The 18,744-nt window shown below is 60.9% G+C and carries 15 protein-coding genes and 2 pseudogenes; 9 read left to right on the top strand and 8 right to left on the bottom strand.

Features of this window, described 5'->3' with window-relative positions:
- Nucleotides 1–23: 23 nt before the first annotated feature.
- The gene (locus tag CWR53_RS13650; protein WP_058603434.1) at nucleotides 24–1,076 is read right to left on the bottom strand and encodes a 2,5-dihydroxypyridine 5,6-dioxygenase; all 1,053 of its coding nucleotides are present in this window, start codon (nucleotides 1,074–1,076) and stop codon (nucleotides 24–26) included.
- Nucleotides 1,077–1,402: 326 nt separating this feature from the next.
- Between CWR53_RS13650 and nicC the strand changes: the two genes are divergently transcribed.
- The 7 genes from nicC (at nucleotide 1,403) to CWR53_RS13615 (ending at nucleotide 10,144) form a co-directional block, all read left to right on the top strand.
- Nucleotides 1,403–2,551 (top strand): 6-hydroxynicotinate 3-monooxygenase, encoded by a 1,149-nt coding sequence (gene nicC / locus CWR53_RS13645; RefSeq protein WP_027916157.1) that lies wholly within the window; start codon nucleotides 1,403–1,405, stop codon nucleotides 2,549–2,551.
- Entirely contained in the window at nucleotides 2,548–3,354 is an 807-nt protein-coding gene (nicD, locus tag CWR53_RS13640; protein ID WP_100851851.1) for an N-formylmaleamate deformylase, read from the top strand. Before nicC ends, nicD begins: the two co-directional genes overlap by 4 nt.
- A 13-nt stretch (nucleotides 3,355–3,367) precedes the next feature.
- The gene (locus CWR53_RS13635) at nucleotides 3,368–4,120 is read left to right on the top strand and encodes an Asp/Glu racemase (protein ID WP_100851850.1); all 753 of its coding nucleotides are present in this window, start codon (nucleotides 3,368–3,370) and stop codon (nucleotides 4,118–4,120) included.
- Nucleotides 4,121–4,135: 15 nt separating this feature from the next.
- On the top strand, nucleotides 4,136–4,777 hold the full coding sequence (locus CWR53_RS13630) for an N-carbamoylsarcosine amidohydrolase (protein WP_100851849.1): 642 nt from the start codon (nucleotides 4,136–4,138) through the stop codon (nucleotides 4,775–4,777).
- 211 nt (nucleotides 4,778–4,988) lie between these two features.
- Complete coding sequence (locus tag CWR53_RS13625) at nucleotides 4,989–6,302, top strand: MFS transporter (protein WP_058637896.1); 1,314 nt, start codon at nucleotides 4,989–4,991, stop codon at nucleotides 6,300–6,302.
- 137 nt (nucleotides 6,303–6,439) lie between these two features.
- Nucleotides 6,440–7,732 (top strand): OprD family porin, encoded by a 1,293-nt coding sequence (locus tag CWR53_RS13620; RefSeq protein ID WP_100851848.1) that lies wholly within the window; start codon nucleotides 6,440–6,442, stop codon nucleotides 7,730–7,732.
- Between the two features lie 195 nt (nucleotides 7,733–7,927).
- Nucleotides 7,928–10,144, top strand: coding sequence for a TonB-dependent siderophore receptor (locus tag CWR53_RS13615; RefSeq protein WP_100851847.1), 2,217 nt, complete (start codon nucleotides 7,928–7,930; stop codon nucleotides 10,142–10,144).
- 76 nt (nucleotides 10,145–10,220) lie between these two features.
- On the opposite strand, the gene CWR53_RS13610 is transcribed toward CWR53_RS13615, so the two are convergent.
- The 4 genes and pseudogenes from CWR53_RS13610 to CWR53_RS13600 all read right to left on the bottom strand — a co-directional run bounded on the left by CWR53_RS13610 (nucleotide 10,221) and on the right by CWR53_RS13600 (nucleotide 13,189).
- Complete coding sequence (locus CWR53_RS13610; protein ID WP_058603426.1) at nucleotides 10,221–10,748, bottom strand: ProQ/FinO family protein; 528 nt, start codon at nucleotides 10,746–10,748, stop codon at nucleotides 10,221–10,223.
- Between the two features lie 220 nt (nucleotides 10,749–10,968).
- Nucleotides 10,969–11,976, bottom strand: a pseudogene (locus tag CWR53_RS23540) (methyl-accepting chemotaxis protein); the annotation flags it as partial.
- Nucleotides 11,977–12,108: 132 nt separating this feature from the next.
- Nucleotides 12,109–12,594 (bottom strand): annotated as a pseudogene (locus CWR53_RS23535) (MCP four helix bundle domain-containing protein); the annotation flags it as partial.
- A gap of 409 nt (nucleotides 12,595–13,003) precedes the next feature.
- The gene (locus CWR53_RS13600; RefSeq protein ID WP_058637892.1) at nucleotides 13,004–13,189 is read right to left on the bottom strand and encodes a hypothetical protein; all 186 of its coding nucleotides are present in this window, start codon (nucleotides 13,187–13,189) and stop codon (nucleotides 13,004–13,006) included.
- Between the two features lie 212 nt (nucleotides 13,190–13,401).
- On the opposite strand from CWR53_RS13600, the gene CWR53_RS13595 reads away from it, so the two are divergent.
- Complete coding sequence (locus CWR53_RS13595) at nucleotides 13,402–13,755, top strand: SH3 domain-containing protein (RefSeq protein ID WP_058603423.1); 354 nt, start codon at nucleotides 13,402–13,404, stop codon at nucleotides 13,753–13,755.
- Between the two features lie 658 nt (nucleotides 13,756–14,413).
- Here CWR53_RS13595 and CWR53_RS13590 read toward each other — a convergent pair.
- From CWR53_RS13590 to CWR53_RS13580, 3 genes are all read right to left on the bottom strand, one after another.
- Nucleotides 14,414–15,835: a GGDEF domain-containing protein gene (locus tag CWR53_RS13590; RefSeq protein ID WP_100851845.1), complete on the bottom strand. Its 1,422-nt coding sequence runs from the start codon at nucleotides 15,833–15,835 to the stop codon at nucleotides 14,414–14,416.
- Between the two features lie 119 nt (nucleotides 15,836–15,954).
- The gene (locus CWR53_RS13585; RefSeq protein WP_100851844.1) at nucleotides 15,955–17,784 is read right to left on the bottom strand and encodes an SLC13 family permease; all 1,830 of its coding nucleotides are present in this window, start codon (nucleotides 17,782–17,784) and stop codon (nucleotides 15,955–15,957) included.
- 153 nt (nucleotides 17,785–17,937) lie between these two features.
- A complete protein-coding gene (locus CWR53_RS13580) occupies nucleotides 17,938–18,228 on the bottom strand; it encodes an RcnB family protein (protein ID WP_058603420.1) in 291 nt (96 codons plus the stop codon).
- Between the two features lie 116 nt (nucleotides 18,229–18,344).
- Between CWR53_RS13580 and CWR53_RS13575 the strand changes: the two genes are divergently transcribed.
- The gene (locus tag CWR53_RS13575; protein WP_058637888.1) at nucleotides 18,345–18,695 is read left to right on the top strand and encodes a hypothetical protein; all 351 of its coding nucleotides are present in this window, start codon (nucleotides 18,345–18,347) and stop codon (nucleotides 18,693–18,695) included.
- Nucleotides 18,696–18,744 lie beyond the last annotated feature (49 nt).

The raw sequence follows: 18,744 nt of genomic DNA, 5'->3' as shown, positions 1-18,744 counted from the left end.
GGAGCGCCCGGCCAGTATAACCGTTATCGCGCCAGTGATTGCTGGGGCGCGACCACGTCCCCGGCCATGACCACGGCCTGATCGTCCAGGTAGATGTCGCAATTGCGCAGCGGGATGTCCAGGTGGCAAGGGGTCTTGCGCTTGCCGCCCACCTCGGTGTTCGGGCCCGTGGAGAACAGGAAGTTGCCATAGAACGCCCGTGCATCCATGCACATCCCGTCGTTGCGGTCGTGCAGGCCCATCGCGGTCCACTGGGCGCGCGGTTGCAAGCCCCAGCCGATGTGCGAGATGCCGTAGACCTCCGGGTCGTTGAAGTACTTGAGGTAGTCGCGCAGGTACTCGGCCTCGAAGCCGCCATGAATGCCGGTGATAAAGCCCTTTTCAATCTCGAGCGTGATGCGCTCACGGCAATAGTTCTTGAACGGCAGGATGATGTCGCCTACATCCAGGACCAGCGTGCCCTCGGCGCTGTCCTCGTTCGGCCAGGTGAACAGGAACCCGCTGGGCCAGTGATCCCAACGCCCTGGCTCGTCGGCGTAGCCGTACTCGGTGACTGCCGGGTACTGGCCGAGCGGTGCATGGAAGTCGCTGCCGGCCCTGGATCGCACATGCATGCTGCGCGCCTGCTTGAGCAGGGTTTCGGCAGCCAGTACCCGGCGCTTGTCGTCCTCGTTGGGCAGCATGCGCGCCAGCACTTCGGCGGGTTCCACTGCCAGCAGAATGCGGGTGCCAGTCTTGAGAATCTGCTCCTGCTCGGGGGAGTGCAGAAGCATCATCGTGTCGACGATCAGGTCGGCGGCCTCCAGCGCGCGCTGCGCCGCCAGGTTGCCGGTGAGTGCCGTGTCGCCGCAGTAGGCGGTCATGTCACGGCCCATGGCGGTGGGGTGATTGAATGCCGGCAATTCCACGGCGTAGACCTTCGCCCCTAGTCGCTGCGCCGCTTCCATCGCGGCATTGACCGTGCGCGGATCGGAGTAATGGCTCTTGAGGACGGCAACGCTCTGGGTGTCGTCCACTCGGGACAGCTTCAGTACGTGCTCGAACATCTGGGTCAATTGTGCATTGCTCACCGGCATCGTGGTTTCTCCTGGGCGGTCTCTGGCGGAATAAAGCGGTGCACCATCGCAGTGCTCGACGCTTTGTCATGGTGCAAAACAATAGTGTGTACACCATAACTGATTTGATGAAAACGCATTCATTGGATCGACGCAAGTGATCTTTAGAGCGTTACCATTCAACCCAATCCCCCGTTAATCGGTAACATTCTGATCTTTTTGAGTTTCGATCGCTTGTTTGAAAATATTTTCATGGGCCTATTCCTAAGAGCCATTTAAAGTGTATACGCTGTAAATGACTCGCGGCTATGCCGCTTGCCACACATCAGAACAACAGGAGACTCTCCATGCGGGGAAGCCAAAAAATCGCAATCGTCGGCGCGGGTTTAGGTGGGGCGGCAGCGGCAACGTTGCTGCAGCAGGCCGGCTTCGATGTCGAGGTGTACGAACAGGCCCCGGCGTTCACCCGCCTGGGTGCCGGTATCCACATCGGCCCCAACGTCATGAAGATCTTTCGGCGGATGGGGCTGGAACAGAAGCTGGAGCTGATGGGCTCGCACCCGGACTTCTGGTTCAGTCGCGACGGTCAGAGCGGCGATTACCTCTCGCGCATCCCACTGGGTGAGCATGCTCGCCGCGAATACGGGGCGGCCTACATCACCATCCACCGGGGGGACTTGCATGCGCTGCAGATCGACGCCATCAAGCCCGGCACCGTGCACTTCGGCAAGCGCCTGGAAAAGATCATCGACGAGGGTGATCAGGTGCGTCTGGACTTCGCCGATGGCACCCACACGGTCGCGGACATCGTCATCGGAGCCGACGGCATCCACTCCAAGATCCGCGAAGAATTGCTCGGTGCCGAAGCGCCGAACTACAGCGGCTGGGTGGCGCACCGTGCGCTGATCCGTGGGGTCAACCTGGCGCAGCATGCCGACGCATTCGAGCCCTGCGTCAAGTGGTGGTCCGAAGACCGGCACATGATGGTCTACTACACCACGGCCAAGCGCGACGAATACTACTTCGTGACCGGTGTGCCCCACGAAGCGTGGGACTTTCAGGGCGCCTACGTGGACAGCAGCCAGGAAGAAATGCGCGCTGCCTTCGAGGGCTATCACCCCACCGTCCAGAAGCTGATCGATGCTACCGAATCGATCACCAAGTGGCCGCTGCGCAACCGCAACCCGCTGCCGCTCTGGAGCCGTGGGCGTCTGGTGATGCTCGGCGACGCCTGTCACCCGATGAAACCGCACATGGCCCAGGGCGCCTGCATGGCCATCGAGGATGCGGCCATGTTGACCCGCTGCCTGCAGGAGACCGGTTTGTCGGACCACCGCACCGCCTTTGCCCTGTACGAGGCCAACCGTAAAGAGCGAGCCTCGCAGGTACAGTCGGTGTCCAACGCCAACACTTGGCTCTATACGCAGGAGGATCCGGCCTGGGTATACGGCTATGACCTCTATGGCCAGCCGCTCAAGAGCGGGGAGGCCGCATGACTACCTTCCTCAACGGCGGTCATGTAAGCGCCAATGGCATCCGTCAGCATTACCTGCGCTATGGCGGCAAGGGGCATGCGCTGATCGTGGTGCCGGGGATCACCAGCCCGGCCATCACCTGGGGGTTCGTCGCCGAGCGCCTCGGCCAGCACTTCGATACCTACGTGCTGGATGTGCGCGGGCGCGGTTTGTCGTCAAGTGGCCCTGATCTGGACTATGGCACCGATGCCTGTGCCAGCGACATTCCCGCCTTTGCCGCCGCGCTGGGCCTGGACAGTTATCACCTGATCGGCCACTCGATGGGCGCACGGTTTGCGATTCGTGCCGCTGCCAACGGCGCGCCAGGCCTGCAGAAGCTGGTGCTGGTCGACCCACCGGTATCCGGGCCAGGGCGCCGCGCTTACCCAAGCAAGCTGCCCTGGTATGTCGACTCCATTCGCCAGGCCAGCCTGGGTATGAGTGGCGAGGACATGCGCAGCTATTGCGCCACCTGGAGCGACGAGCAGCTGGCGTTGAGAGCCGAGTGGCTGCACACCTGCTACGAGCCTGCGATCGTGCGGGCCTTCGACGACTTCCATGAGGTGGACATCCATCAGTATCTGCCCGCCGTACGCCAACCGGCGTTGTTGATGGTGGCTGGGCGCGGCGGGGTGATCGAGCCGTGCGACATCGCCGAAATCCGTGAGCTCAAGCCAGACATTCAGGTCGTACAGGTTGCCAACGCTGGCCACATGATCCCCTGGGACGATCTCGATGGTTTCTTTGCCGCATTCGGCCTTTTCCTCGACCGATCCGTTGCCTGAAGGAGCACCAGACATGACCACGCTATACCGCATCGGCCAGATCGTGCCGAGTTCCAACACCACCATGGAAACCGAGATACCGGCGATGCTCAACGCGCGCCAAGCCATCCGCCCGGAGCGCTTTACCTTTCATTCCAGCCGCATGCGCATGAAGCAGGTGAGAAAGGAAGAGCTGGCGGCCATGGATGCCGAGTCCGACCGCTGTGCGGTGGAGCTGTCCGATGCCAAGGTCGATGTACTGGGCTACGCCTGCCTGGTGGCAATCATGGCCATGGGCCTTGGCTATCACCGGCAATCCGAACAGCGCCTCAGGCAGGCGACTGCCGACAACGACGCACTGGCGCCGGTCATCACCAGTGCCGGAGCGCTGGTCGAAGCCTTGCATGTGATGAAGGCCAAGCGCATCGCCATCGTCGCCCCGTACATGAAGCCGCTGACCGAGCTGGTGGTGAACTACATCCGCGAAGAAGGCTTTGAGGTGCAGGACTGGCGCGCCCTGGAGATTCCCGACAACCTGGCCGTAGCCCGTCACGACCCCGCCAACCTGCCAGGCATCGTAGCCGGCATGAACCTTGAAGGGGTGGATGTGGTGGTCTTGTCGGCCTGCGTGCAGATGCAGTCGTTGCCGGCTGTGGCCAAGGTCGAGGCACAGACCGGCAAGCCTGTGGTGACCGCTGCCATCGCCACCACCTACGCCATGCTCAAGGCGCTGGACCTGGAAGCGGTGGTACCAGGTGCCGGTGCCTTGCTGTCGGGCGCTTATTGAAATCGGGAGGCGGACATGAGCGAGGCACAAAGTGCTCGGGACAACTATCAGGGTGTATGGGGGCAGCGTATCGGCTTTGGTCGCGCACCGGCGCTGCTGATGATCGACTTCATGCAGGGCTACACGACGCCGGGGGCTGCGCTGTACGCCCCAGGCGTCGTCGCGGCAGTGGAACAGGCCGCAGACCTGCTGGCGCTAGCCCGCGATTGCGGCATTCTGGTGGTGCATACCAACATCCGCTACCAGCCTCCGCATTTTGTCGATGGCGGTGTCTGGGTGCGCAAGGCGCCGGTGATGAAGGACATGGTCGAGGGCAACCCCTTGGCTGCGTTCTGCGAGGCCGTTGCCCCACAGCCGGAGGAGTTGGTGCTGAGCAAGCAGTACGCCAGCGCTTTCTTCGGCACCAGCCTGGCGCCGCTGCTGCACGCCCAAGGGGTGGATACCGTGATATTGGCCGGCTGCTCCACCAGCGGTTGCATCCGCGCCAGCGCGGTCGATGCGATGCAGCATGGCTTTCGAACCATCGTGGTGCGTGAATGTGTGGGTGATCGCCATGATGACCCGCACCACGCCAACCTGTTCGACATCGACAGTAAGTACGGCGATGTGGTTTCCCGCCAGGAAGCGATGGCGCAATTGAGGCAATCGACCGGCTGACACCGGCAGGGGGCCTACCCAATAACAATCGAGGAACGGTGCCGGAAGCACGTTCATGATCGCCTGCTGTCCGGGTGGTCGCCCCGCAGGAGCACTCGGGGTTTTTTCAGACGTGGCCTGGGCACGTCGCGTGTAGCGCGCGACGGTACTGGTGCGTCGAAAACTGCTGGCCTTAAAAACAACCACAAAGTCGCCCGCCAGGAGACAGGAAATGCCAATTGCGAATGCAACCACGGTCCACAGCGACATCGATCAGGGCACCAAAGCGCTGTACAGCAAGATCACCTGGAGGCTCATTCCCTTCCTGTGCTTTTGCTACCTTGCCGCCTACCTGGACCGTATCAACGTCGGCTTCGCCAAACTGCAGATGCTCGAGGATCTGCAGTTCAGCACTGCCGCCTATGGCCTGGGTGCCGGGCTGTTCTTCGTCGGCTACATCATTTTCGAGGTCCCCAGCAACCTGATCCTGCAGCGCGTCGGCGCCAAGCTGTGGATCGCCCGCATCATGATCACCTGGGGGCTGTTGTCGGCGTGCACCATGTTCGTCAGCACCACCACCCAGTTCTATATCCTGCGGTTCCTGCTCGGGGCTGCCGAAGCAGGCTTTTTGCCAGGGGTGCTGTTCTACCTGACCATGTGGTACCCCACGTACCGGCGTGGGCGCATCATTGCCCTGTTCATGATCGGGCTGCCGCTGTCGAGCGTGATTGGTGGACCGATCTCGGGCTGGATCATGGGGCATTTCGATCAGGTGCATGGCCTGCATGGCTGGCAGTGGCTGTTTTTGCTGGAGGCGATCCCCAGCGTGCTGCTCGGCATTCTGACCTTCTGGGCCTTGCCCAATCACTTCCAGCAGGCCAAGTGGTTGTCCAGCGAAGACAAGGCTCAGCTGGCAGCAGACCTTGCCGCGGACGATGCAGAGGGCAAGGACAGCAAGCACAGTTTCCGTGACGGGTTCTTCAACCTCAAGGTGTGGATGCTTGGCGGTATCGATTTCTCGATCCTGCTCAGCGCCTACGCAATGGGCTTCTGGATGCCGACCTTCATCCGCGATGCAGGGGTGAGCGACACGTTCCACATCGGCCTGCTCACTGCCATCCCGAGCCTGGCCGCACTGGCCGGCATGCTGATGATCGGCGCCAGCTCCGACCGTCACCGTGAGCGTCGTTGGCACATCATCGTCCCATTCATCGTCGGCGCCATCGCCATGGCCAGCAGTACATTGTTCAGCCAGAACCTGGTCATGACCGTATTCCTGTTCGCAGTCGCCTCGGCCGCGATCATTGGTGCGGTGCCGGTGTTCTTCAGCCTGCCGGCGACCTTCCTCAAAGGGACCGCGGCCGCCACCGGGTTTGCCCTGGCCTGTTCGGTGGCCAACATCGCCGGGCTGGTCAGCAACTCGCTGATGGGCCTGGTCACCGACTGGACCGGCACTTCCCACGCGGCGCTGTGGGTGTTCGCTGGCTGCCTGCTCCTGAGTTGCTTCCTGGTCATCGCCCTGCCAGCGAAGCTGGTCAACCGCTAGCAGTCCGGCGCTTCACGCCCGATAGGGCAGGCGGGCTGGTGCCGGCCTGTCCACACCCATTCTCGATGCAATCTGCAGGTCAGCGGGCGTTCGTCTGGCCGGTGGATTGCTGTTGCCCGACATTCAGGAATCGCCCCATGCACGTTTGCACTGCACCGCGTTTTTTCCCGAAAGCACGCCTGGCCGGCGGCTGCATCGCAGCCGCGCTGTGTACCGAGGCACCGGCTGAAGAGGTCGGTTTTATCGAAGGCGCCCGTGCGACCGTCCAGGCTCGCAATTATTTCTTCAGCCGAGACTACGCCGATATCAAGGGGGCGAGCACCCAATCGCGCACTCAAGAGTGGGCGCAAGGCTTCATCCTCAACGCCAGTTCAGGTTATAGCCAGGGCGTCTTAGGTGCCGGTGTCGATGTGATCGGCCTGTTGGGTTTCAAACTCGACAGCAGCCCTGAACATGCACGCTCAGGCCTACTGCCAAGCCTTGACAGCGGCACGTCCGCCGACCAGTACAGCCGCGTGGGCGCGGCGCTCAAGTTCAAGGTTTCCCAGACTGAGTTGAAGGTGGGCGAATTGATGCCCAATCTGCCTGTGTTGCTGTTCAGCGACCTGCGCCTGCTGCCGCCGACCTATCAGGGCGCAATGCTGGAGTCGCACGAATTTGCGGGGCTGACGCTCAGTGCCGGCCAATTTCGCTCCACCAGCCTGCGCGATTCGTCAAACAGTCAGAAAATGTATGCGCTGGTCAACGACCCCATCAACCCCGCGCGGTTGGCCCGCTTTACCAGTGACCGCTTCAATTACCTGGGCGCCGACTATGCCTTCAACGACAACCGCACCAGCGTGGGGGTCTGGCAGGCGCAACTGCAGGACATCTATCAGCAACGGTTCTACAGCCTCAAGCACGCCGAACCCCTGGGTAACTGGACCTTGGGTGTGAATGCCGGCTATTTCCAGGCGCGCGAGGATGGGCGCAAGCTTGCCGGCAACTATGACAACCATGCGCTGTTCAGTCTGTTCTCGGCAAGAACGGGCGGGCATACGTTTTACGTGGGCTACCAGCAAATTGGCGGTGAGGACGGTTTCATCCAGGTGGGCGCCAACACCAACCCAATGGGTAATACCCTGCCGACCTACGAGTTCTCAGCGCCAGGAGAGCGTTCCTGGCAGGTGCGGCATGACTACAACTTCGCGGCATGGGGGATCCCCGGGCTGACCTCGACATTGCGCTACGTACAAGGCCGGGATGTCAAAACCGGGCTGGGCTTTGACGGGCGCGACCGCGAGCGCGACCTGGACCTGGCCTATGTGGTGCAAAGTGGGCCGCTGGAGGGGCTCGGCGTGCGCGTGCGCAATGTGATGGCTCGCTCCAATTACCGAACCGATATCGATGAGAACCGCGTGGTGCTCAGCTATACGGTCAAGCTGTTCTAGAGGCTGTAGCGCACGACCAAGCGAGTGCGCAGAACGATGAGCTCAGGCGTGCACCTGGCCGGCTATAAGCGACCAGGCGTACAGCTGCGCTCAGGTGCGGCGTGAGGGAGGTCTTATGAGATTAATTATCATATGAGGATGATTATGATGTAGATTTGCGCGCACGGATTTTTACGCGCAAGGAGTCAGCCCGCAATGCCCCCGTTCATGTCCCACCCCACCACAGTCACCCTCGGCCTGTACGCTTGCTTGATCTGCCCTCCATCCTTCGCCGATACCCAGGCAAGACGAGACGACGCCGTGCTCGAGCTGGGCGCAACCGATGTGATTGCCACTGGCCTTGGCAGTGTCACCGAACACAGTGGCTCCTACACCACCGGTAGCATGAGCGCAGCCACCCGGCTGAACCTCTCGATCAAGGAGACACCCCAGTCGGTCTCGGTCATATCCCGCCAGCAACTGGACGACTTCCAGCTCAACAGCCTGTCCGAGGCCATGGCTCACGTCACGGGGGTCACGGTACAACGCAATGATTCGGAGCGACCGAGCTATTACACGCGTGGTTACGCAATCAACAATTTCCAGATCGATGGCATGCTCAACACCTTCTCGGGGCTCAAGTCCGACTCGGACACCATCATCTACGATCGAATCGAGGTCGTGCGTGGGGCCACCGGCCTGACCACAGGCGCCGGCGATCCCTCGGGGACCATTGCAATGGTTCGCAAGCGCCCGACGCACGCGTTGGCAGTAAAGAGTGGCGTGAGCGGGGGCAGTTTCGACAATTATTACAGCTACCTGGACGTCGGTGGCCCGCTGGGCTGGGACGGCCGTCTGCGCGGACGCACCGTGCTGGCGTACCGTGACAACAAGTCATTCATGGACAAGTACGCCACCCAGCGAGAAGTGGCCTACGGCGTGCTCGAAGCTGACCTGACCCCAAGCACCGTGCTGGCGGTGGGGTATGACTATCAGAACAAGCATGTGCAAGGGTCATCATGGGGCACGGTGCCGTTCTGGAACGCCGACGGCAGCAAAGCCAACTTGCCCCGTTCCACCAACCTGAGTGCCCCCTGGTCTTCCTGGCCACTCAAAGACCAGACGGTGTTCGCTACCCTCGATCAGTACCTGGGCAACGACTGGGTCATGAAAGTGGCGTACACCCACCGGCAAAGCGACAGCGACGGGAAAGTCTACTATGGGGGCAATGGTTTTCCTGAGGCCGACCGTAGTGGCATGAAAGCCTGGTACTCGCACTTCGGGGGCTCCGAGCAGATGGACGCGCTGGACTTCAACCTCGCCGGCTCTTTCCAATTGTTGGGCCGCAGCCATGATTTCATGATCGGTTACGGCGAGTCGCGACGACGCGACAGTGAACCCTATCGCCTTGGTCTACCGGTACCCGACGGTTACGAAAATATTGCGGATTGGAAGTACATGGGGACCACCCCTACGTTCTACGACCTCGAAACCGGGCTCGACAGCTCGCGCTCCAGCATTCGTCAGAAGGCCGGCTACATTGCAACACGCCTGAACCCTACGGATCGCCTGCATATCGTGATTGGCAGCCGCTACGGCAGTTGGCAGACGCAGCAGCGGGAGTGGGATTACGGTGATGCCCTGGAAGTCGTCGGTCAGTCTACTACCAAGCAGATCCAGAATGATCAATGGACGCCCTATGCCGGCTTACTCTTCGATCTGACCGACCAGTTCACCGCCTATGTCAGCTATACCGATATCTTCAATCCGCAGACCGTGAGGGACGTCAACAAGCAGTACCTTGAGCCTATCGTAGGCAAGGTCTATGAGGTGGGACTCAAGGGCAGCCTGTTCGCTGAACGCCTGAACCTGAGCACGGCAGTGTTTCGCAGCAAGCAGGACAACGTGGCGGAACAGGACGACTCTGTGCCGCCCAATGGCAACGAAGTGTTTTACAAAAGCGGTGGCAAGGGCGTAGTTGTCGAAGGCTTCGAAGCTGAAGTTGCAGGCGAGGTGATGACCGGGTGGCAGATGAGCCTGGGCTACAGCTATACGCATGCAGCCACGGCCGAGAAAAAGCGAAAGAACACCGAGCAACCCTTGAACCTGGTGCGCTTGTCCAGCACCTATGCCCTAACCCCAGCATTGACCGTGGGGGCAAGCCTGGACTGGCAGAGCGACAATTTCAGGCTGGCCAACCGACCAGTGGGGCGCGACGGTGATCGAATCATCACGGCCAAGGATGAGATCGGCCAGAAGGCGTTTTCGGTGGTTGGGCTGATGGCGCGCTATCAGATCGATGAGCACCTGAGCGCTTCGGTCAACGTCAAGAACCTGTTCGACGAGCATTACTACAACAACGTCGGCTTCTACAACGGCGTGTACCACGGTGAGCCACGCACGATGATGGTCAGCCTGGATTGGAGGCTCTGAGACCATGTGCTAGCCCGCAGCGCCCACCACCCGCGCGCTCGGCGAACGGGCGGTGGGCGCTGCTCAGACCAGGCCTTTACTCAGCGGCCTGGTCCACTGCCGGCTCGACTGCAGCCTCGCCCTGTTCTGCAGGCGCTGCGGTCTGTGCCTTGGCCTGGGCCCGCTTGCGGCGTTCCTGGTTACGCTGTTGGGCTGCCTGACGCTTGGCATGGATCGCCTGGGCGGCAGTCACCACGCCTGCCGGCTGGCCGTTAAGGTCCAGGCGCGGGGCGTTTTCCACCATGCTGGTCCAGTAGCGGTTGCCCCGGCACCAGGTGGAAATGCCCAGCTTCAGTTGCTCACGGGTGATGCCCAGCAACTCCAGGTGTTGCTCGGCATCCTTGAAGATGCCTTCCTTGAGCGGCACCTTCGGCGCAGGGTTGACGGGGAAGGCCAACGGGAAGTGCTTCTGCAGGGGCCAGATGGCGGCCACTGCCGGGTCCAGTTCGCGCGGCTTGGTCTTCTGGGGCGGCTTGCGCTTGGCCGGCGCTGGGGCGCTTGCCTGTTGCTGCTCTTTTTCAGCCCGCAGGCGATCCCGTAGCGCTGCCAGTTGTTCAAAGCTCATCGTTCAATTCACTGCTTCAAGGTTGATTGCGTGGTGCAAGGATATGCGATGCAGCCCCGGTGAGCAGCCCAAAAGGCACAAATCGTCGCTTTTTTTACAGAAACCCACGACGGCCTTGCTCCAGGGCAGCGGTATTTGCGTCACACAATGGCGCAAATACCTGCCCCACGGGCACGGTGCAAGCTTTCCCAACAGGCCGCAGCCCTTCTGTCATCAAGCCCTAGACCTTGAACTTGGCGACCATCGCGTTCAGGTCTACAGCCAGGCGTGACAACTCCTGGGCGGCGGCGCTGGTCTGGTTCGCGCCGGCCGAGGTCTGCATCGCCAGGTCCCGGATGTTCACCAGGTTTCGATCCACTTCGCGGGCCACCTGGGCCTGCTCTTCGGAGGCGCTGGCGATCACCAGGTTGCGTTGGTTGATGGACGAAATGGCTTCGGCAATCGTGTTCAGTGCCTGGCCGGCGGATTGGGCGATTTCCAGAGTACCTGAGGCGCGCCCCTTGCTGGCGTGCATGGCCCCGACTGCAGACTCGGTGCCCGACTGGATGCCTGTGATCATGCCTTCGATCTCGGCGGTCGATTGTTGAGTTCGGTGCGCCAGCGCCCTGACTTCATCGGCGACCACGGCGAACCCGCGGCCGGCTTCACCGGCGCGCGCAGCCTCGATGGCAGCGTTGAGCGCAAGCAGGTTGGTCTGGCCTGCAATCGAGCCGATGACATCCAATACCCGGCTGATTTCGTTGGCGCTGGTGGCCAGCTGTTCGATTTCCTGCGAAGTGGTCGTGACATCGCCAACGAGCTGACCAATGGACTGCAGCGCATCGTTGACCCGTTGCTGACCCTCACGGGTGGTCTGGTCTGCACCTTTGGAGGCATCGGCGGTGTTGACGGCATTGCTGGCCACTTCCTCCACCGCTGCGGTCATCTGGTTCACCGCCGTGGCAGCCTGGTCGATTTCGGCGCTTTGCTGATGCAGGCCGCGGCTGGTGTCTTCGGTCACCGTGAACAGCTCTTCGGACGCCGAGGCGAGCTGGTCGGAGGCGGCAGCGATGCCGGCAATCGTCTCGCGCAGGCTGTCTTTCATTCTGGACAAGGCGTGCAACAACAGCGCGGGCTCGTCGCTACCCGTCACCTTGATGACCTGGTTGAGCTCACCCGAGGCTACCCGCTCGGCGACGGCCACCGCTTCGCTCAAAGGCCGCACGATGCTGCGGGTCAGCATGATGGCCAGCGCGATCATCAGTACGATGATGCCGACGATCGTCGCCGTGATAATCGAGAAGGACTGCTCATAGGCGTCAGTACTGACCTGGGAGGCGTTGGTTGCGCCGTTGGAGTTGTATTGGGTCAGCTCGATCAGCGACTTCATCATCGCGTCGGCATAATTGGCCAATTCACCATTGACCAGGCGAGTCGCTTCTGCAATGTCGTTTCTGCGTACGGCGTCAAGAATTGCGTCCTGCAACGTATGGTAGGTCGCGCTTCTGGCCAGAAAGGCGTCGTACAGGGCTCGGTCTCGTTCCTCTGTCGCCGTCGCCTTGTACGTTTCGATTTGTTCCTGGTAGTGCTTGGAGATTTCCGCGATCTTGTCCAGAGTCGCGGCCCTGGCGCTGGGGCTTTCTTCCAAAACGCTGCGCAAGGTCAGTGCTCGGGCGCGGCCCAGGTTCATGCTGACCTCGTCCAGCAGCATGATTGAGGGTAACCATTCGGTGCGCACTTCGTCAGTGGCCTTGTCCATCGTGTGCATGCGGTACAACGATGCCAGCCCCAGGATCAGTACGAGGAGGGCGACCAGCGTGAAGATGACCGCCGCGCGTGTGCCAATTTTCAAGTTCCGAAAATACATGTGTAGCTCCTTGGTGTAGCAATGCTTGCTAGGCTAAGCAAGTCCAGCAGGGTGACCGTGGTAATAAGGCTGCAGCCCTCTCGTTGAAACAGCTATCGGCACCTTGGGCAATAAACTTTAAGAATAAACATGAGCAGTCTACGAACGGCGCAGTCCGCCATCCGATCGCTCAGTTGAGTGACTTTCAGTAAGCAGAGAGCCTATTTATTTCGTTACCGCGCAGTGCTGTTCAGGTAACAATTTCTTTCGCATTGATCTGGATCAATCAAATGTTGATCAGATCGACCGCAGGTCTTCGAAGTCTTCATTAACCCAGGTTCGGTTGAAGGCAGGCGAGTGCCGGCCTCTTGCTGTGAGCTTCAGGAACCACGGGCAGCCCCGACCCTGTTGGAGGCCGGGGCCAGGGGGGCTATTGCAGCGTCTCAGGCTTAAACGCACCCGGTAGTTGTGCCAGTGTGGTTTCGATTCGCGCTATCGATACCGCCAGTGCGTTTGCTTCATCGTGCTTGCCTTCGCCTGTGAGCTTGTCCCGCTCGCGGCGCAGGTTCAGCAGGGTTTTTTGAAGTCTCAACGCCGGCCCATTGTAGTCGTCCATATAGTTCTCTTAACGAATAGCGTCCTTGCTGTTGTAGGAAAGGCTGACCGTAACAGCTCAGATCCATCCCATAAACTGATCTTTCATACAGCGGAAATGAAGTCCGAGGAAATCTCCTACATTACGCGACAAATATTCCTACAAAAAGGCCGCAAGGCAGCAACTTCCACAGCTTCTGCTAGGCTCGGAGGTTTCCGGCCAAGGAGAGACCTGTGCATTTCATCGTGATCGAGCGACATCGCAGTGCTTACCGACGCCCCCTTCGTTTCGCTCAAGGCACGCTGCTGGAAGTGGGCCCGCGTTACGAGAGTGAGCCGGGCATGCGGGACTGGTACTTGTGCAGTTGCACGGGCCAAGAGCCGGGTTGGGTACCGGAGCAGCTTATTGAACGCCTGGACTTCAATCAGGGTAGGGCGTTGGATCACTATTGCGCCCATGAGCTGGATGTGGACCCGGGTCAATTGGTGCAGCAGTTGCATCTGCTCAACGGCTGGCTGTGGTGTCGTCGTCACGGGGATGGGGAGCTGGGGTGGTTGCCTGCCAGCAAGCTCCAGCAACTGATATGAACGTAAGCGAACCAGCGGCGGGATGGACGGGTACGAAGGGTGCCTGCCCTTCATCTGATCTGCTTTTTTTCTACAAACCTGAATCTGTAACCGTATCAGTGAAAAACGGAAAATGACGTCATTCCGTATCACACTGTCGAGGTTTCAATGAGCAAGCTGGCGCTGTTCCTGGGTGGTTTCCTGCTGTTGACCATCATGATCGGGCTGCTGGGAACCATTCCTCCCAGTTGATCGCATGAGCGTTTCCCTCTTTCCAGCCCGCCGGGTTCCATTGCTCAGGCGGGCTTTTGGTTTGTGCCGCAGCCCAGCGCTGCTCACCTGTCATTCTTCAAGCCTGGTGTCTTCACAGCCCCCGCTGTGCACGGCTCATTCGTTCAAGGGTCGAAGTGGGATAAGTCGTTCTCCAGGCTGGGAAATCTGTCCACAGAAAAAGTGGGTAGGTCTGTGGATAACGTGCTGCAACCCAAGCGCCCGGCGGGCTCCGTTAAATTGAGCAGAAATTGAGCAACATTTTGTCTGGCTTTTGGACTGCCTGATCGAGCGTCGCCGTCGCACAGGGGCCTTGCTCAAATCGCCTGAGCGGCCGGCTTGACGTGCCGGCGATAATCTTGATTTGCCGGGTGAAGCTACTGATTTCAATGAGCGCACAGCGATAGGCTTAAATGGCCCGACGCTGCGGCTCAGCTTGCTCCACCCGATTGCGTCCCTTCGCTTTGGCCAGGTAAAGCGCCTTGTCGGCGCTGGCCAGTAATGCGGTCAGATCAGGAGTCGGCATGCCTTCGTCGCAGCCTGCCAGACCGATACTGACCGTGATCTGCAAACGCTGCCCGGCTTGCTCCACCTGAAGGTCCTGAACGGCACGGCGCAGGCGCTCGGCCGTAAATTGCGCCCTGTCCGGTGCAAGCCCTGGCACGATGATCACGAACTCCTCGCCACCCATGCGCGCGAATACTTCGCCGCTGTGCAACTGCTCCTGCAACGCATCGGCGAACTGGCGCAGCACCTGGTCGCCAACGGCGTGCCCGTGGGCATCGTTGATGGACTTGAAGTGATCGATATCCAGCATCATCAGCGTCAGTGGCAGGAACTGCTGATGCTGACGACTTTCCAGCAGCGCGTTTGCACGCTGGGTAAAGGCGCTGCGGCTCAAGGTACCCGTGAGGTGGTCGGTGGTGGCCTGATGCGCCAAACGCGCAAGTAGGCTGCGATTGGCCTGGGTCACGCAGGCCACCACCAGCGGCCCCAGCACCAACATCGCGATGCCCAGGCGCGCTGACATCAGCGCCGTCACACCCGACTCGCTCTGCGGCACGCTGAAGTGCATAAGGCTCTGGGCAACGGCGACGATCAACGTGCTACCGGCGGTCAGCGTCAACAGCGAAACCAGAAAGGGCGAGTACGTCCAGGCACACCACAAAAGGGCGGCGATCGGAAACGCAATGGCGCCGGGGCCGCCGAACGCGATGCTGAACGTCAGCGACACCAGCATGACCAACAGCGGGGCGAGGCGAATCTTCTGGCTCCCGCCCCGCAACAAGGTACGCGCTGCCGGTGCGGTGAGCATCACCGGCAATACCAGCACCGCGGTGGAAAACTGCTCGCTGAACCAGGCCAGCCAGGTGCTGCGCAGGGACTGCTCGAACCAGGGCGCGGCCATCACCGAGGCCAGGCTCGCAGCCACTGAGGCCCCGGCCGCACAGGCGCCGAATACGCACAGCACCCCATGGGGCGTGCGCATGCGCCGATGCAGGCGCGGCAAGCGCGTAAGCAGTTGCCAAATGGTGATCACAACGCCCATGTTGCACAGGTTGAACCACAGCGCCGGCGCCAAGGCACTGGCACAGAGCAGGTCGGCGCCAACCATGGCCAACCACATCAGCACGAACCCGCACACTGTTGCCTGGCGGGGATAGCGCAGCAATACGCCTGCCAGTACCGCATTGACCGGCCAGAACAGAGACAGGGATTCGATCGGGCGAGCCAGGATGCCGCCAATGGTAAGCGCGAAGGTCAGGCTGAACAGTGCGGCGTAGGGCAACAAGCGCGATTGGGCTGGAAAAACCATGGGCTCGACCGGCAAGCGGAAACGATATCCAGGACGACCGCTGAACGCACCTGGGGCAATTGCGCATCAGTGTGTTGTTCCGGCTAGTTGATGTCAATCTGCCCAGCTGGAAGGTTTTGCGCGTGCCGCCAACCTCACAGCCCGAAGAACCACGGCACCATGACCACCGTGACCCCCATCACCAACAGCGTGAACGGCACCCCTATCTTCACGAAGTCCGCAAACCGATATTGCCCTGGGCCCAGCACCAGCGTGTTCACCGGCGAAGACACCGGCGTCATGAAGGCCGCCGAGGCCGCCAGCGCCACCGTCATCGCAAAGGGGTAGGGCGACATGCCCAGCTGCGCTGCGGTCGAGATGGCGACCGGCGCCATCAGCACCGCGGTCGCCGTGTTGGAGATAAACAGCCCGATCACAGCCGTGACCGCGAACAGGCAGGCCAGCATGGCGCTGGGCCCGGCGTCGCCCAGCACATTCACCAGCGCCCCGACTGCCAGGTCTATGCCACCGGTTTTCTGCAAGGCCTGGGCAAAGGGCAACATGCCCACGATCAGGATCAAACTTTGCCAATGGATCGAACGGTAGGCGCTGTTCATGTCGATGCAGCGGCCTGCGCCCATCAACAGGCAACCAATGAGCGCTGCTGTGACATTAGGGACCGCGCCACTGACCATCAAGCCAACCATCACCGCCAGGCTCAGCAGCGCCTGGGGCGCGCGCCGGCGAGCAGGTGCCACCAGATCGACCTCGGCCGGCAAGCTCAACACCAGAAAATCGCGCGGTTTGCCTTGTAGCTGGCGTACGGCCTTCCACGGCCCGACCACCAGCAGGGTATCGCCCAGACGCAGCTTTTCTTCGACCAACTGGTCTTGCACGGCCGCCTGGTCGCGCCGCAAGCCCACTACGTTAAGGTCGTAACGCGAGCGAAAGCCAAGCTCCAGGATGCTCTTGCCGATCAGTTGCGAGCCCGGCGGCAGGGACACTTCGGCCATGCCTACCTCCTGCGACTGGTCGATGAAGTAGGCGGCCTTGAAGTGCAAGGGTTCCAGTTGCATGGTCTGGCACAGGCTGCGCAGATCGTCGCGGTTGGCAAACAGGTCCAGCAGCAGCACATCGCCCTGGTGCAGCACGGTGTTGGAGTCTGGCGCAATAACGCGCGTGGTGAACTTGTGCTGACGTTCAATACCGATGACGTTGGCTCCGTGGCGGGTACGCAGCTCCAGCTCGCCCAGGGTATGGCCGATCAGCGGTGAATGGGGGCGAATGCGCAAGCGACGCTCGCGACCATTGAGCTTGTAGTCCAGAACCAGGTCCAGCAGCGTGCGCCGGGTCTCGACACGTCCGTCCTTGCGCACCTCGCCATTGAGCCAGTGTCGCGTCAGAAGCATGTAGCCCACACCTAGTACCAGGATCACCAACCCGAAGGGCGTGAAGCTGAAGAACGAGAAGCCTTGTTCACCATGGCGTACCAGTTCGCTGTGCACCACCACGTTGGGCGGGGTCGCCACCAGGCTGAGCATGCCACTGATCAGGCCGGCAAAACTCAGCGGCATCATCAGGCGGCTGGGCGAGAGCTTCAGGCGCGCAGCAATGCTCAGCACGACCGGTATGAAGATGGCCACTACCCCCGTGGAGCTCATGACCGAACCCAGGTCGGCCACCGCGACCATCAGCAGTACCAGTAGGCGCGCCTCGCTGTCGCCTGCCCGTTCGCTCATCCATTCACCGATGCGATAAGCGATACCGGTGCGCACCAAGCCTTCACCGATGACGAACAGGGCAGCGATGAGCACGACGTTCGGGTCGCTGAAACCTGCCAGCGCTTGGTCGATCGTCAGCACGCCCGACAGTGGCAACGCTACGATCACCAGCAGCGCTACGACATCCATGCGTGGACGGTTGACGATGAACAGCACAACGACAATGGCAAGCAGGGCCAGCACCCATGTCAGCTCTAGATTCATCGGGAGAGGTGTTCCTTCACACAGGGCACATGAACAATAGCCGGTAGTGTGCCACCTGAGCGTGTACGAGGTGTTGATGTATTGCAGTGTTTAACGAGGAGAGGCGATGCGGGGGCTTGCTCGGCGGGTGCCTGACACCCGCCGAGCAATGGGTCATTTGACGTGCTGGATGGCCAGAACCACGCCATTGGTCGTTTGTACGAGGACGTAGCGATCGCCCATGCGTACCCAATGGCTTTCTTTTTCCGGTGCCGGCAGGCCCTTGGCTTTCCAGTCCTTGATGGCCGCTTCGTCGCGCTTGTATTGATCCGGGGCTTTGTCGCCTTCTTTCAGTTCACGGTTGTGGGTGGCCGAATTCTGCACGCTATCGTCGGTGGACGTTGCTGCAGTGGCGACCATCGGCAGGCAGGGCAGGGCAGCGAGGAGCAGGTAGTGCAGTTTCATGGCGGTTTCCTTGTTGCGTGGTGTTTGTGCTAGGACAGCGAAAGTCGCACCACAATTCACTCGCGTCCATGCCAGTGCTAGAGTCGCCTCCTTCTTAATGATTTCGAGGATGGACCATGCGTGTGATTTTGCCCCTGGCCGCAGCCGTGCTGCTGGTCGGTTGTGCTTCTGCGACCATGGATGCGGCCCGCAGCGGCCAACCCACTACGCACATGAACTCGCGCAAGGCGCCTGAACGCGTTGCCCAGTGCATCCAGTACGGGTGGCAGGAAGAGCGCGTGTTCGGCCAGGACGCCAGCGGCTACCTGGAGCCGCGCAAGCAAGGCGGCTTTACGGTTTATACCCGCGAGGCCGAGACGTTCGTCGATGTCTACCCGCAGGACGGCGGTACGCGTATCGATTACTACACACAGAACGACAACGGCGTCTCGTTGCAGCGCCGGGCGGCGGCCGCAACCTGTCTCTGACGGGTAACGTGCGAGCCAGCGCTTTACACTTTTTTGCATCAGAACGCTG

The organism is Pseudomonas sp. SGAir0191 (assembly GCF_002812565.2).
Lineage (GTDB): Bacteria > Pseudomonadota > Gammaproteobacteria > Pseudomonadales > Pseudomonadaceae > Aquipseudomonas > Aquipseudomonas parafulva_B.
Note: the sequence above shows the minus strand (reverse complement) of the source record. Positions and strands in the feature narration are given on the sequence as shown.